The organism is Paraburkholderia sp. GAS334, from assembly GCF_050436625.1.
In the GTDB taxonomy this organism is placed as follows: Bacteria; Pseudomonadota; Gammaproteobacteria; order Burkholderiales; family Burkholderiaceae; genus Paraburkholderia.
In genome coordinates this window covers 1-13,728 of record NZ_JBNDMO010000042.1, presented here as the reverse complement: position 1 = coordinate 13,728, position 13,728 = coordinate 1, and the positions used below count along the sequence as shown (strand labels likewise).

The 13,728-nt window shown below is 58.2% G+C and carries 14 protein-coding genes and 2 pseudogenes; 9 read left to right on the top strand and 7 right to left on the bottom strand.

Annotated features, from left to right (window positions below; translation table 11 throughout):
- Positions 1-37: 37 nt before the first annotated feature.
- On the bottom strand, positions 38-262 hold the full coding sequence (locus P3T21_RS34975; protein ID WP_429260460.1) for a hypothetical protein: 225 nt from the start codon (positions 260-262) through the stop codon (positions 38-40).
- A gap of 169 nt (positions 263-431) precedes the next feature.
- The gene (locus P3T21_RS34970) at positions 432-629 is read right to left on the bottom strand and encodes a DUF3562 domain-containing protein (protein ID WP_429260459.1); all 198 of its coding nucleotides are present in this window, start codon (positions 627-629) and stop codon (positions 432-434) included.
- A 408-nt stretch (positions 630-1,037) separates the two neighbouring features.
- Here P3T21_RS34970 and P3T21_RS34965 point away from each other — a divergent pair, with 408 nt between their 5' ends.
- From P3T21_RS34965 to phoU, 3 genes are read left to right on the top strand one after another with little or no spacing between them, the layout of a single operon-like run.
- On the top strand, positions 1,038-1,481 hold the full coding sequence (locus P3T21_RS34965) for a hypothetical protein (RefSeq protein ID WP_429260480.1): 444 nt from the start codon (positions 1,038-1,040) through the stop codon (positions 1,479-1,481).
- A gap of 20 nt (positions 1,482-1,501) precedes the next feature.
- The gene (locus P3T21_RS34960) at positions 1,502-1,891 is read left to right on the top strand and encodes a diguanylate cyclase domain-containing protein (protein ID WP_429260458.1); all 390 of its coding nucleotides are present in this window, start codon (positions 1,502-1,504) and stop codon (positions 1,889-1,891) included.
- The gene (phoU, locus tag P3T21_RS34955) at positions 1,774-2,481 is read left to right on the top strand and encodes a phosphate signaling complex protein PhoU (RefSeq protein WP_429260457.1); all 708 of its coding nucleotides are present in this window, start codon (positions 1,774-1,776) and stop codon (positions 2,479-2,481) included. Before P3T21_RS34960 ends, phoU begins: the two co-directional genes overlap by 118 nt.
- Before the next feature lie 229 nt (positions 2,482-2,710).
- On the opposite strand, the pseudogene P3T21_RS34950 reads toward phoU, so the two are convergent.
- Positions 2,711-3,288: pseudogene (locus P3T21_RS34950) on the bottom strand (GDP-mannose 4,6-dehydratase); the annotation flags it as partial.
- A gap of 879 nt (positions 3,289-4,167) precedes the next feature.
- Here P3T21_RS34950 and P3T21_RS34945 point away from each other — a divergent pair.
- From P3T21_RS34945 to P3T21_RS34925, 5 genes and pseudogenes are all read left to right on the top strand, one after another.
- Positions 4,168-4,527 carry a hypothetical protein gene (locus tag P3T21_RS34945; protein ID WP_429260456.1) on the top strand — a complete coding sequence of 120 codons (360 nt, stop codon included), beginning with the start codon at positions 4,168-4,170 and terminating at the stop codon, positions 4,525-4,527.
- Between the two features lie 40 nt (positions 4,528-4,567).
- On the top strand, positions 4,568-6,499 hold the full coding sequence (locus P3T21_RS34940) for an AAA family ATPase (protein WP_429260455.1): 1,932 nt from the start codon (positions 4,568-4,570) through the stop codon (positions 6,497-6,499).
- A 97-nt stretch (positions 6,500-6,596) separates the two neighbouring features.
- Entirely contained in the window at positions 6,597-6,881 is a 285-nt protein-coding gene (locus tag P3T21_RS34935) for a hypothetical protein (RefSeq protein WP_429260454.1), read from the top strand.
- 469 nt (positions 6,882-7,350) lie between these two features.
- Positions 7,351-7,858, top strand: a pseudogene (locus P3T21_RS34930) (GntR family transcriptional regulator); the annotation flags it as partial.
- A gap of 152 nt (positions 7,859-8,010) precedes the next feature.
- Positions 8,011-9,786, top strand: a complete 1,776-nt coding sequence (locus P3T21_RS34925) for an SWIM zinc finger family protein (protein WP_429260453.1) — start codon at positions 8,011-8,013, stop codon at positions 9,784-9,786.
- A 152-nt stretch (positions 9,787-9,938) separates the two neighbouring features.
- Here the strand turns inward: P3T21_RS34925 and P3T21_RS34920 are convergent, their stop codons facing one another.
- The 4 genes from P3T21_RS34920 to P3T21_RS34905 all read right to left on the bottom strand — a co-directional run bounded on the left by P3T21_RS34920 (position 9,939) and on the right by P3T21_RS34905 (position 12,692).
- Positions 9,939-10,175, bottom strand: a complete 237-nt coding sequence (locus tag P3T21_RS34920) for a hypothetical protein (RefSeq protein WP_429260452.1) — start codon at positions 10,173-10,175, stop codon at positions 9,939-9,941.
- Positions 10,176-10,346: 171 nt separating this feature from the next.
- Entirely contained in the window at positions 10,347-10,487 is a 141-nt protein-coding gene (locus P3T21_RS34915; protein ID WP_429260451.1) for a hypothetical protein, read from the bottom strand.
- 736 nt (positions 10,488-11,223) lie between these two features.
- A complete protein-coding gene (locus P3T21_RS34910) occupies positions 11,224-11,565 on the bottom strand; it encodes a hypothetical protein (protein ID WP_429260450.1) in 342 nt (113 codons plus the stop codon).
- A 284-nt stretch (positions 11,566-11,849) separates the two neighbouring features.
- Positions 11,850-12,692, bottom strand: coding sequence for a hypothetical protein (locus P3T21_RS34905; protein ID WP_429260449.1), 843 nt, complete (start codon positions 12,690-12,692; stop codon positions 11,850-11,852).
- Positions 12,693-13,290: 598 nt separating this feature from the next.
- On the opposite strand from P3T21_RS34905, the gene P3T21_RS34900 reads away from it, so the two are divergent.
- Positions 13,291-13,494, top strand: coding sequence for a cold-shock protein (locus tag P3T21_RS34900; protein WP_007581066.1), 204 nt, complete (start codon positions 13,291-13,293; stop codon positions 13,492-13,494).
- The last annotated feature ends 234 nt before the right edge of the window (positions 13,495-13,728 follow it).

Here is a 13,728-nt window from a genome sequence, read left to right as displayed (position 1 = left end):
TTGCTAACGTGCCGCGCAGCGCAGTCGGTGACGTCGGTTAGCTATCGGCAGATTTTCGCTTCTTCATTTCGATGCGGCGCGTCAGGTCCGTCAACAACCACTTTGCGACCACAGCCGGCTCTGTCACTCCGTATTCTGCAAACTTGATTTCATTTTCGTAATAAACGATGACAGAACCGCTCATGACGCGATAGCGGCCGCGATAGCGCGAGCCATTCAATTCGATTTCAATTTCTCTGGTTGCTTCAGAGCTGTCGGCCATCAATCACTGCTCTCTGGGTACGTAGGTAGGACTACACCGAAAGTAGCGAACCGATCTGTCTGCGTCAACGACGGGCAAACCCGGGGAATGCCGGTATCCCGGCAGGTCCCCGGCGACTGATCCGGACAGCGGTCTCCTGCTGTTTTTCAACGAACCGTGTCGCTGTCGTCTAGTGCATGTTTTGCTGAGCGCTGCGCAGGTTTTCCCGAACACGTTTGGCAACGAGGACGGTCAGGTAGTCCAGGATTCGCGCGCCGTCGCTATATTCGGCCCATGTCTCCGCGTACATTTTCGATACGGTCTCTGCAGGGGTGTTGGTGTCAGCGGCGATAGCGTTGACGACATCCTCGGCATTGAGCTGGGCCATGATGCACTCCTGGTGTTTGAAGAGAGGGGGATGGGCGCCGTGCGGGAAATCGATTAAACGATGTTGCGAATGTGCATGCAAATTGAATCGACCTATCGTCGAGGCGAGTCAGTTGTCTTCGCTTTTGTCAGCACAGATTCTGTCGTTTTCCTGACCAAGGGGTGCTTACTTCACAGCCCGGTGCGCGACAGTGGTGAACAACTCATTGCACACATCCGGCATGCAACGCACAAATCCAGTCGTTTCAGTCACTTGCACCGCTTGCTCGTGAAATTGTCCACAGCCATGCGAACAGATTCTGTGGATAACTTAATGACCGTACCCGGAGGGTGGCATCGCCAATGCAGTCCAGCAAGTGTTCAGAAACGATATATACTGTTTATATCGTTTGTCAATCAGGAGATGATCGTGAGCGAACCGGGTATCAGGAAACCGACGAAGAAGGCCTTTCACTTCCCCAAGCATGCAAACGGTCATGCGAAAGCCGACGACAAGCAGGCAAGTGAGAAAAATTCACTTGAGACGGAAGCTAAAGGTGTGAAACCGGCATCGGAAACTGTTGCAAAGCGCAAGCGCGCGGTAGCCCCCGAGGTAGCGGTAAGTCCGCCTGCGGAAACGAAGCCGAAGCGCGCGAAGAAGGAAAAGGTTGTGCGTGACAGCTTCACGATGCCGACGTCTGACTACGAGAAAATCGCAGCACTGAAACAGAAGTGCCTGGACGCAGGCGTTGCCGTGAAGAAGAGCGAGCTATTGCGTGCAGGGCTGCTGATGCTGGAATCCGCTGCACCCAAACGACTTCTTGCTGCAGTCTCGGCCGTCGAAACGGTCAAAACGGGACGGCCGACGAAGTAGGCAACGCGGCTATCCATCGCGTGGGACAGGCGCGCCGGCGGTTGCTTGCGCGGACCGATGGTCTGACAAGACCACACAACCGTTGCACCTTCGCGGAAGTGGCACAGACTGAGTGGCGGCACGCGCAATGGAACAGGCATCCATTGTCGATGCTTCCAGTCGACGCCGCCTGCTTCACTGGGTTCAGCGATTTGTACGGGAACGCTGTGGGCAATGACGCAGTGGGTGCCGTCAGAAATCGCATCAACCCGTTGCGGAATACGTCACTGGCCACTTCCGCCAAGGAACGAAAATGTCGGACATGCATCTTTCCAGCGGGTTTGATTCGGACCTCAAGCTGCTTTCAACGAGGCTGCTCGAAATGGGCGGACTGGTGGAGTCTCAGATTGCTCGCGCGATGGAGGCACTGAACACCTTCGATCTGGCACTTGTCGAACAGGTTATCGAGGACGAACGCCGGCTCAATGCGATGGAAATAGAAATCGACGAGGAAGTGAGCAATGTTATTGCCCGTCGACAGCCGACGGCTCGTGACCTGCGTCTCCTGATGGGCGCCTCCAAGTGCATCACCAACCTCGAGCGTGCGGGAGACGAGGCCCGGAAAATTGCAAAGCGAACACGCCGTCTTGCCGTGGATAGCGCGGCGTGGACTGTCGACATCACCGAAATCAAGGCGTCCGGCGAAATGGCCTCACACATTCTGCGCAGAGCACTGGATGCGTTCGCGCGGATGGATACGGTTGCAGCAGCAGAAATTGTCAGAGATGACGAAGCCATCGACAATGAGTTTCGAGCTTTCGTGCGTAAGCTTATAACGTACATGACGGAAGACCCTCGAACAATCTCGATTGGACTTGACTACCTGTTCATAGCGAAGGCCATCGAGCGTATCGGCGACCATGCTACCAACATCGCTGAGTTTGTCGTCTACGTTGCGAGTGGTACCGATGTTCGCCACGTGTCACGTGACCGGCATAAGCGCAACACCTCTGGCAGGTAAGATCAGGGAAGGGGAGGAAGCCCTGTCACCGTTTGTGATTGTCGAGATGTTCAGCGCGCAGCGCAAAGACGATAGTTGTGCGGTCTTGAAGCCTTGCGCAGCAGGAACCGGCGGGCGAGTGCGCCCGCCGGGACTGGATCAGGCGAACGGATCAGGACGCGGACGCGCCGATCCGTCACGCAAATCCGCGAGGATTCATCGACTGCCAGCGCCAGTGGTCAGCGCACATCTACTCGATGCCAAACTGCGCGCGCCATCCCAGCAGCCTGTCGGCCGCGGCCGGGTCAGCAAAACACTGCGCAATGTCGCCAGGCCGGCGCGCGACGATCTCATAGGGCACAGGCTTCCCCGACGCCTTCTCAAACGAGCGCACCACGTCGAGCACGCTGTATCCCTGACCCGTACCGAGATTCACAACGAAGCTCGCATCGTGCTTAACCAGCGCATCCAGCGCCGCAAGATGCCCACGCGCAAGATCGACCACATGAATGTAATCGCGCACGCCGGCGCCATCGGGCGTGTCGTAATCACCGCCGAAGACGCGCAGCTTCTCCAGCTTGCCAACTGCAACCCTGCAACCTGCGCGACAAACGGCATCAGGTTATTGGGCACGCCAGCCGGATCTTCTCCAATCAACCCGCTTTCATGCGCGCCCACCGGATTGAAATAACACAGCGTCGCGATCCGCCACGTCGGATCCGAAACCTCAAGATCACGCAGCACCTGCTCAGCAATCAGCTTTGACTGGCCGTATGGATTCGTCGCGGAGAGCGGAAACGATTCATCGATCGGCTCGCTTTCCGGCACGCTGCATGGAAGCCGTCTGGACGGTCGACCATCGCTTCCTGTGGCTAATGGCCGGTCACATATACAGCCACAGATTTGCGTTCGTCCGTTTCCGTTTGACACTTGATCTGCCGTCGGGATGCACATGATTGTTCCGCTGCGCACATCACGTCCAACTGAAAGGGAGTTTTTATGAAGTGTCTAAGCCGATTTGATGACCGGCTGTTCCTACCTGTGATTGCCTGCACATGGCGTTGTTTTTTGGGGTGGGGTTAACAAGCGATTTGATGACTGGAGAGGCGTAGACGTGCGTTGCCTCAATATTCGGCCGTTGCAACGTTCGCCCTGTTCTGTTTGCAACTTGTGACCGCAAATGATGCAGTTACCTACCCCACGGAGGGTCTATGGGAACACCCCGTAAAATCTGGCGCATTTTCTGGCAGGAATGTCAGGATTTGCTCAGGGAATACCTGTCTCCGCTAACCGCAGTAGTTCAGTGGTGTCGTCGCAAAATCAAGTAGCTCGTCTCGTTCGCACCCGCGTCGTCAAGCGACGTGGGTGTGCCGTTGTTCCCATATCCTGGTTGCATTCTGTATCACTGGGATGATGGCGTCCCCTTCGTTTGCTCTCCCCTGCCGGCACCGATACCTGGTCGAGCCCATTCAGGCAGAGGTTGGCTCGCCTTGGCACGGATATCCCGATCTCTCTCGGTTCGCCATCGCCCAACTGGCCTTCGGATCGAAACTGATCTAAATGGCCCGCCGCAAGCCTTGGCAATTGCATTGGGCTAACCCTCATCATCTGCGATCGATTTGCATCTGCCGTGCTCGCCGTGAAACTGGGTTCGTGTGTTCGCTTCGCTTTTCGCGGACCACCTTCCTCACTCAACTGGAGCACACCATGCGACGGATCCATACGCCCCTAACGCAAGTTCTTGATGACCTCGCCTGTACGAATAGTCCGCAAGCGATCCGCTGGTTCATCAAAGCGACAATTTTCCTGACCAACGTTGTTCCGTTCGCTTTTTTGGTGGTCCCATGGTTCGCGTCTGTGTGGGCAATCGGTGAATTGCAGTTGGCTGCTGAGCACGTTCTCGGAGGGGCCGTATACGCTTTCATGGAGCTTTTGAAGCTAGGCATGTCAGCGTTCGCGTTTGAGGTGTTGATGCTCATGTTCATCATCCGGGACGAGTGGATCCCAATCGCCCATCAGAACGTATACGACGGAATCGAAGACCTGTTGCAGCCGTGGTTGCGTTAAGCCGCTCCGCCCACCCGAACCTGACTTCAGAGACTCCGCTATGAAACGTCTTCTGCACCATTCAATGAAGGTTATTTCCGTGTTCGCTCTCGCGCTGATGCTATACGGCTGGGCGCATGCGCTTCTTGCAAGCTTGCATACAGACGCACCATTGATCCGATCCCAACGGCTGTGGATGCTCGGTAATACGCTGTTGGTCACTTCTCTGCTCTGTTTTCTGCTGCGTAGATACGCGGTGACGCGGTGGATCGCGATCGCAATGATTGGAGTGGCCGTGTGTCGCGCGCTGTTCCCATTAGACGGTCTTTCGATCGCAGCCCTCGCTGGGTTGGCGCTGACTATCTTTGCCGAGGTCGTACGTCCCGATCGCAAAGAAGTTCAGATTTCTCCTCCGCGGTCCAGCGCGACCGGCTCGGAAACAAATGCGCACCCTCAAACAGAACCCGTCTACGAGTTCGACGACCTGATTTCGGTGCCGGCAATGCGCTTCAGCGATATCGTCGGGATGGCGGATACGAAGGCGAGGCTACTGCGCGCAGGGCGGCAAATCATCGAGAATGGAGGCGCTCGACGCAACGGAATTCTGCTGTCCGGCGAGCCCGGTAACGGGAAAACCATGTTTGCGCAGGCTCTGGCAGGGGAGCTGAACGTCCGCTTCTTTTCGCTGAGCTATCAGGATGTCGCGTCCAAGTGGATTAACGAGACGCCGGCCAAGATCAAGGCGGCGTTCGCCAGAGCCGCTACGCTTGGTGAGGCAGTGTTCTTCATTGACGAGATTGATGCATTTTTGAAACCCCGAGGTGATAGCAGCCATCACATGGACCGTGATCTGACCAACGTGATGCTGACCGAGCTGGTGCGTTTGCGAGGCAGCCGTATCGTGGTGGTAGCCGCCTGCAACCAGATGGAGTGGCTTGATACTGCGGCAAGGCGTGAAGGGCGCTTCGATTTCAAGATCACCGTGCCGCCGCCGGACCTTGAGGCGCGCAAAGCCATCCTTAACCGGTCGGTTGTGACGACAGTGGATCGCGTCGGATTGCCACCCGCAGTGCTCGACGCGCTCGCTGAACGTTGGGAGGGTTTTAGCGCCGCGCGGATCGCATCCATTGGTCCAGAGCTCGCCGACATGCGGGGAGAGGGGCTCTTCGGCCGCAATGATGTGACCTTCGACGTCGCCATGCAGGCAATGCGCAGATTGCAGGGAAGCAAAGGGCGCCTTCCCGAACACGTGAAACGTATCGACGACATCATCATGCCCGAGGCTTCCCGGGACGAACTGCGTGACCTCTCCTTCAGGCTGAAGCACGTATTCGAACTGGAGAAGCTTGGCGCGCGCCTGCCACGCGGCGTACTGTTCTATGGAATACCCGGCACCGGGAAGACTCAAGCCGCCATGTCACTCGCCGCCGCAAGTGGCTGCGCGTTCCTGAAGACCACGGGCGCCGAGCTGCTGGCGAACCCGTCGTCGTGGGACCGGTTGATAAAGGATGCAAAGGATTTGCGACCGACGATCCTCTTCGTCGACGAAGCGGACGACGTCCTGCGCGACCGGCGTGGGTCTGGAGTGGCCCCCGTCACGAACAGGATTCTCGCCACTATCGACGGCGCGGATGGGCGCGTCAGCGATATCCTGTACATCGCCGCGACCAATCATCCGGACGCGCTTGACGAAGCCGCGATCCGAGGCGGGCGGTTCGAGCAGCAGATCTACTTTGACGTCCCGGATGAGCATATCCTTGCGTCGTATGTGAGGACCAGAATCCGGGTGCTCGCCGCCGGGGTTTTCGGTATATCCCGCCACACAATGGAGTATCTGGTGGGCGGTCTGCGGGGGTCCTCGATAGCGGACGCAGATGCGGCACTTCAGCGCGTGATTGACAGTGCGGCACTCAGAAAACTACGTGAAGGGACGACGACGATCACGATGGCCGACGTACGGCCGGCGCTGCGTCGCGCATTTCCACAGGAGTGAGCGACAGTGCTTCGACGACCCCGTGCGCGCCAGATAGGTCGCGAGTCTGCTATCTGCGCGTGCGGTTCATGGGAATCTTTCAACTGGAGGGGCAGCGATGCTTGTCGAGCTGATTGAATACAAGGATGTCCCTCCTGACGGACAGATGTCCTCTTCAGCCCGGGTTCCAGTTGACGGCCTGTGGCAGGTCAGCGTACCGCAGGGAGGCAATGGCATCGGCGATTTTGTTCCCGATCCCGCGCACTACGTCGTGTGCCTGTTTCCGCGGACAGCTAGCGGGATCGTCTCGGGATACTGCTTCGGCTTTGAGAGTCGGCGGGAGCTGGTCGAATCCATGGGGGATTATGCCTGCGCGTCAGGGGTGCTCATTCGACTGCAGTAGGGCACGCGACGTAGGCCATCACAGTCCTTCGATGCACGTCCAAGGCATGCGCTCTGAGGTCGAGTGCATGCACGTTACTTGACCGGCTCCTGTTTCGCCTATTTATTCATTCACGCTGGAGCGCTTCGTGCATTTCGTCGCGGGTTCAAAGCGGCGCAGAGCAGCTTTTCGAGCGCGCACGAATGGAGCACACGATGCCGATGCAGGAGCCGTCAAGGAATGGCGAGGCGTGTGACGCGAAGTAGTGGAAAGGCAGCCTGTGCTGCCCCCTATGCCGATCAACGTGCCCGTGATTTAGGCTTACACTGTGCTCGGGTATCGCGTGTTCCGGGGCAAATCGGACCAAACCGAATTGCACTGCCACTGAGAGCGTTTTGACAGGTTGACCGGATCGTCGTATGCGACGGAAGATCGCATCAGGTTCGGCGACGGCGACCTAACATGGGACAAACATTCCAAGAAATCCATCATGAAACGGTACGAGGCGCTCGCTAACTCATTGGCTGATGGCATCCGGGCTGGCCAGATTCCAATCGGCTCCCGACTGCCATCGCTGCGCCAGATCATCGCGCAATGGGGCGTTAGCCAGTCGACAGTCTTTCGCGCTTACTATCGGCTCGAAGAATGGGGACTAATTCGCGCCGAGGAGCGCACCGGCTACTTCGTCACGCCCGGCGCCGGAGTGAAACCTCCCGCATCACAAAGCACGGCCGCGCCTGCGGAATCGACTCGCGTCGATATCAGCGACCTGGTCTTCTTCGTGCTTGATGCAGCCAAACACGCGGGCATTGTGCCCCTCGGCTCGGCATTCCCTTCTCCCCTGCTATTCCCATCGGCGCGCCTGCACAAATCGCTGGCCCAAGGCGCGCGCGCTCAGCCCGTGGAGCACGGTCGCGGATCTTCCGCCCGGTAACGATCAGCTGTGCCGCCAGATCGGCCTTCGATACGTTGCTACGGCGATGTCGGTGTCGGCCGACCTGCGGATGAACCCGGCGTGCGCGCCCCCTACAAAATCTAGGGGCGTGATGTACGAACTCGTCGACAGTCCGACCAAGCATTGCATCGGACCCGTATCATTGTCTGCGCTAGCCGTGATTTGCGGCATTGCTCGAATCGCTTCTACTTACTGATGCCTCGCTCAACCTCCCTTACAGACGTCATTACCCTCGCTGAGGTCCAGTCGCTGGTGGACCTGAAGACCTTTACTCGGGGCAAAGCCTATTTCCAGAACGGGGCGGTGTCGCGCCTTGAGGAGCACGACGGTGTGCTTCGCGGGAATGTGCGCGGCACGCAACGGTACAGCGTCGAACTTGGCGCAGGCGCCGACGGCGAACTGACGTACGAATGTGACTGCCCGGTGGGCGCCGACGGCATCTTCTGTAAACATGCGGTAGCGGTCGCACTGTCGTGGCTCGAGAACACAGGCGAAGAGGTGTTCCATTCCGACGACGCCGAACCGGCGAAGCCTCGCAAGAAGCGCAAAACGCATGAAGAACTGATTAGCGAGTACGTCGCGACACTTGGTGAAGACGCCACGCGCGACCTGCTGCTCGAAGCTGCCGAGCGCGACATGATTCTGCGCGACAAGCTGCTCTTTGCCGCGCGCGCGGCGACTGCCAATGACCTCCCAAGCATGAAGACTGCGGTGCGTCAGGCAGCGCGAATTTCGCGACCGCTCGACTGGCGGGAAGCCGGAGCGTACGGGGACGGCCTGATGTCGCTCGCAGATATGCTGCGCCAGCGTCTCGTAGGGCCGAATGCGGCGCAGGTAGTCGAACTCGCGGAGCTGGCGATTTCCGGCGCGGAAAAGAGTCTCGAACAGATTGATGACTCCGGCGGTGACGTCATGCCGGCAATCATGGAACTTGCGTCCGTGCATCTCGATGCATGCCGCCGGACGGCGCCTGATGCAGCGAAGCTCGCGGAGCGGCTGTTCCGCTTGCAGACAGAGGGTGTGTGGGATACGTTTTACAACGTATTGCCGGCGTACGGCGAGCCACTCGGCGACGACGGATTGCGTCGTTACCGCGAACTGGTGGAGCGTGGGTGGGACGAGTTACCCCAGCTCGCCCCGGCCAACGACCTGCGCAGGTCGTTCGACCCGCTGCGGATGCGACTGGAGCGCGCGATGGAGACGCTCGCGGAGCTCGATGGTGACGTCGACGCACTGATCCGCATCCGCTCGAAAGACCTGTCTAATCCGTATCGTTTTTTGCAGGTCGCGGAGCTTTGCGCGAAGTATGGGCGTCACGACGAAGGGCTGGCCTGGGCGGAGCGCGGTCTTACGGAATCGGGGAAGAATACTGACGTGCGTCTACTGGATTTCAGCATAACGGAGTACTTGCGGCGGGAGGATTTTGAGAAAGCCGGTGCATTGGCCTGGCAGCGTTTCGAGTCGCGTCCCGTTGCCGAAGCGTTCACGGCGCTAATGGATGTCGCCACGGCAACCGGTCGGTACGATACAACGCGCGAGCGCGCACTCAACCATCTGTGGGCGCTTGTCCGCACTGAAGAGGCGCCGACCAAAGCGAAGCCCAGCCAATGGCAAACGCCAAGCCGCACCGAACTGGTCAAAGTTTTTCTTGCCGAGTGCGAAAGCGAGACCGCATGGGAAGCGTTCTGCGGAGGTCCCGTGGCGATAAATATCTGGGCAACGATGGCGGCCGTGCGCGGTAAGACGCATCCGCACGACGCCATTGCGCTGTATCACCGACTGCTGCCGATTGCGGCCGAAAGCGGAACACGAAACGCCCGATATGACGAAGCGTTCGGCATCGTGCGCACCATAGGGAAGTTGCGGGCAGAGCTGAAGCAGCACGCACAGTTCGTTGATGAGCTAGAGACCGTTCGCCAGATGTATCGCGTCAAGCGCAACTTCATCAAGCTGCTGGCAACGTTGGGTTAGCGATACCGATGACAGGCGATAGCACGTAAGAGCTACAGTGTGGTCAGCAAATCTCACTGTGCCGTGGCTCGCTTCGCCATATTGTCCGCCGGTAGCATTCGTTTGCTCCTGGAGTGACCACAGGCACCAGGCTTGCGGCTCCAGCCGCCGAATTATCCAGCGCCCAGTATCCGCAACGCGGCATTTCCTTCGTCCGTAATCGAGAACCTGGTTGTGCCTTGTCCAGAGTCAACCAGTTGGGCCAAGCCGGCTTCCCGAAGGGCTAATACGTCCGGCGTTACTCCAGTCGCGTCGACGGACGCTTGAAATAGCACCAAATGCGTCGCCAGCTTATGCGCACTCAGGCACAGCATCCTTTCGGACGCGTAGTTGCGTTCAATAATCTTCATGGCCAACCTCCTGTTTGGCGCAGTCGCTTTGCACGTTGTATGTCAATTACCCGCATGCACGTCATCGTTGCGATGACGGCGCGGGCGTCAAGATGTATTCGGCACTCGCTGTCTGCTGGCTGCACTAAATCGCACATGACATTCGTGCGTGTGCCGAATCAGCGCTGAAAACTATGAGACAAGAGTTTTGAGACGCTGCCAGAACGCGGCGAATCTATGCGGTTCGGGAGCGTGCAGGGCAAGCATGGCGTCGTAACGGACGCGCGATTCCGAGACGTGAGGCAGTTGCGACACGAGGAGACCGAAGTTCATGATATTTCTCCGAGCGTTTGGCTTAATGCGGTTCCCGGAAAACCAGCAGACGCGAAGGTCTACTCGCTTCCCTCAGGCAAAGGTAAAAGTGGGCGGCATATGGGGTAACTGTCACTGTCCGGCATGGCGGCTCCTTTTCGATGTTTTGGTACGCACGTCTGCTACGCGCGTGTATATTCACGCCTTCGCTCGCGCCGGGATTCGACAAGGCGCGAACGAACCCAGCCGCGAGTTAATGCCCGCGACGCTGCGCCACGCGGACGCATGCAATCGCTGCGGCCATATGGCGCTAATTGAGGTGCACGGAGAGAGTCATCACGGCGCGCACCGTCTGCCTGCTGGCAAGACGGCGGCTGAAAGAAAAGAGCGCGGCGTCCTGCAGGTCAGACAGCGAAACTGCCCGAAAATCGGCGACATCGATTGTCCAAGGCATCAGTCCTCTTTTTGAGATTCAATAGATTCTAGGCGGGCTTCAAAGCCATCGGCAAGTAAAAAGATTGCAAAGAACGTCTTGCTAACCGGCGTGAGGAACGTGGTTGACTTGCTTCGCTAGCGTTGAAGGGAAGCCGGGCGTGCGGCACCGCGCGCAAGGAGGCAATCGGTTGGAGCAAGAAGGCCGTTGAGGAATTTATCGCCAAACGGCGGGCGCGGTCTTGTTACACATGGTTGAAAGGCGCGGCCAGTGCCGTTCAGCGAACGGTGACAGGAGCTGCAACGTCTGTTTCCTGTCTGGACGTCACATCGCTTCGTCGACGGCCGGTTTGCGTTCGGCTCCGAGCAGGCCTTCAACAATGTTTGTCTCTGCCTTCGCGATATCGTCCAGTGACGCTACGGACAGTTGTTCGTCCAGAATTGCGAATGCGACGCGAAGCCGCGTGTAGTCGACATCGTCTAGAAGCCATCCGCCGTCCTGCTTTTCAGTGGCATCCAACTGCACCACCGCTGTCTGTGCCTCTGCTATGTACCCGATTTTGTCTGACTGGTGTCCGAGGCGGCAAAGCTCCCCGGCGACAAAGAGATATCGACCCAGCGTAGTGAACAACTCGCGCGAACCGTGACCCAGGCGAAAGGCATCCATCGCGGTATAGCACCGCAAAAGCATTGTCCGCGTAACAGGCTCGTGTGTAGCCCGGCTACTCTTTGCACTTCTATTTAACGGCGTCACTGCGTGCCCTCTGGTTGTGGCTGGTTTCTTCTGTCCGAGCGTATACCGCCAGGTACCAAATCATCCAGGGCCCAGCACCTGCAGTACGGCATCACGAACTCCATCGGGGTGAAGTGACGAGTGTTCCAGAGGCGGCTAAACGGAATCACGAACGACAAACCACAGAATAGGACCCTCGCCGAAACAAAAGACATTCTTCAACAGGTCAAGGGGTGAGCCTGATCTCGCGACCGCCCACCTTGAGAAGAACGGGAATCCAGGTCCTTGCCTTCGAGGTCCGGCCGCTTGTTACGTGCGAAGACATCGAACAGCAGTGGAGAGCCGCCATATTCCGCACAGAAGTCTCGCACGCGCTGTTGAATTGAGCGATAGCTTTGCTGGACTTCTTCCTCGCTTTGCAGCAGGTTGTACTCTGAAAGTTTCGTGTACAGGTCGCGGAGCACGCTCAACGTCGGCGCGTTCAGCACCACGTGTCCATTTGCAAAAATCGCCTCGAGCACATGCGGCCGCTTATTGCATTTGACGCGCAAAGCCTTGATGAAACTGTCGGCCAGCCGCGAAGCTTGCAGAAACGGCAGGGGTGGGAATTCGATTTGATGGGTCTTGCCGTGCGTTTCGGGCGCGCGTTTCTTTGACCAATGGGCGCGTATATCCCGCACCATTTCAGCCTGCCAGACGTCGAACGCGGCACGGTCGGTCAGATTCGCGGCGTCAAAGTGGCCCGGCCCGAGTTGCTTCGCGAACTGCCGGTCGGCCCATTCGTTGAACACTGCCAGTGGGCCATACGGCTCGCCGCTGTATCCCGTCGCGACTCCACGGGCGCTCTTCGCGTCAACCCCGGCGTGTGTCTCTTCCTTCGCGTGACGGAACCATTTCTCGGCCTCGCCAAGGTACTGCTGGTATTCCGCTGCAAGTGCGGCGTTGTCTGCATGCATAGGCTTCTCGTGTCTTAGTGAGGGGCACTCGTCCGCCCACGCCAGTGATTCGAGAAGGTGCGAACGAACGCAGCCGCGGGTTGACGGTTCACGACGCGGTGCCATGCGGACACGCGCTATCGCTGCGTCAATACGGCGCTAATAAGGGTGCACGGCGAGAAAGTTCTACGGCGCGCACCGTCTGCCTGCAGGCGAGGCGGCGGATGAAAGAAGAGAGCGCGATGTCCTGCAGGTCAGACAGCGAAACTGTCCGAAAATCGACGACATCGATTATCCAAAGCATCAGTCCTCTTTTTGAGATTCAACAGATTCTAGGCGGACCTCAAACCCATCGACAAGTAAAAAGATTGCAAATAACGTCTTGCTAACCGGCGTGAGGAACGTGGTTGCTTTGCTTCACTAGCGTTGAGGGGAAGCCGGGCGTACCTGTTAACAAATCATCACCTGGTACGTTCCGCGAATCGTTTGCGATGAGCGGTCCCACTTGGTCATCCGGTAGTGGGAAAGATGCCAATTGTGCGCCGCTACAAGTTCGCATACGGTTTACGCGTGGCGGTGTATTTTTTTCGGCAAGCATCGCCCAATCGCGGCTACTCTAGTAGCAGTGGACCGTGACACTCCGTCGTCCGAAGACATCGAACGTATCTACGACGCGGCCGATGGCGTCGATATGTCGCGGCTTTCTTCACTTTTGGAAACAAATATGGCAACCGGTACTGTGAAGTGGTTTAACGATGCAAAGGGCTTTGGCTTCATTACGCCGGACGATGGCGGAGAGGACCTGTTTGCTCATTTTTCGGAAGTGAAGGCGGAGGGCTTCAAGTCTCTTCAGGAGGGGCAAAAGGTGAGCTTTGAGGTCAAGCAAGGACCGAAGGGCAAGCAGGCGGCCAACATTCAGCCTATCTGACACCTGAGCGCACTCGCTGTCGCGCAAAGAATGGTCCGCCGAAGCGGACCATTTTTTTAGTTATGTGCCGTTTGTAAGCGTCGGCGTAAAGTTGACCAGTAGGGGGTGGGGGGGGGGGGGGGGGGGGGGGGGGCGGGGGGGCGGGGGGGGGGGGGGCGCCCCCCCCAAAAAAAGAAAACGGCGCACGCGAAACCACGCCCCCCCGCCCCCGGACACACCCACCCCGCCCGCGCC

Coding starts and splice junctions, on each gene's coding strand:
- P3T21_RS34975 (WP_429260460.1), bottom strand. CDS start 262: ATGGCCGACAGCTCTGAAGCAACCAGAGAAATTGAAATCGAATTGAAT.
- P3T21_RS34970 (WP_429260459.1), bottom strand. CDS start 629: ATGGCCCAGCTCAATGCCGAGGATGTCGTCAACGCTATCGCCGCTGAC.
- phoU (WP_429260457.1), top strand. CDS start 1,774: ATGTCGGACATGCATCTTTCCAGCGGGTTTGATTCGGACCTCAAGCTG.
- P3T21_RS34945 (WP_429260456.1), top strand. CDS start 4,168: ATGCGACGGATCCATACGCCCCTAACGCAAGTTCTTGATGACCTCGCC.
- P3T21_RS34940 (WP_429260455.1), top strand. CDS start 4,568: ATGAAACGTCTTCTGCACCATTCAATGAAGGTTATTTCCGTGTTCGCT.
- P3T21_RS34935 (WP_429260454.1), top strand. CDS start 6,597: ATGCTTGTCGAGCTGATTGAATACAAGGATGTCCCTCCTGACGGACAG.
- P3T21_RS34925 (WP_429260453.1), top strand. CDS start 8,011: ATGCCTCGCTCAACCTCCCTTACAGACGTCATTACCCTCGCTGAGGTC.
- P3T21_RS34920 (WP_429260452.1), bottom strand. CDS start 10,175: ATGAAGATTATTGAACGCAACTACGCGTCCGAAAGGATGCTGTGCCTG.
- P3T21_RS34915 (WP_429260451.1), bottom strand. CDS start 10,487: ATGAACTTCGGTCTCCTCGTGTCGCAACTGCCTCACGTCTCGGAATCG.
- P3T21_RS34910 (WP_429260450.1), bottom strand. CDS start 11,565: ATGGATGCCTTTCGCCTGGGTCACGGTTCGCGCGAGTTGTTCACTACG.
- P3T21_RS34905 (WP_429260449.1), bottom strand. CDS start 12,692: ATGGCACCGCGTCGTGAACCGTCAACCCGCGGCTGCGTTCGTTCGCAC.
- P3T21_RS34900 (WP_007581066.1), top strand. CDS start 13,291: ATGGCAACCGGTACTGTGAAGTGGTTTAACGATGCAAAGGGCTTTGGC.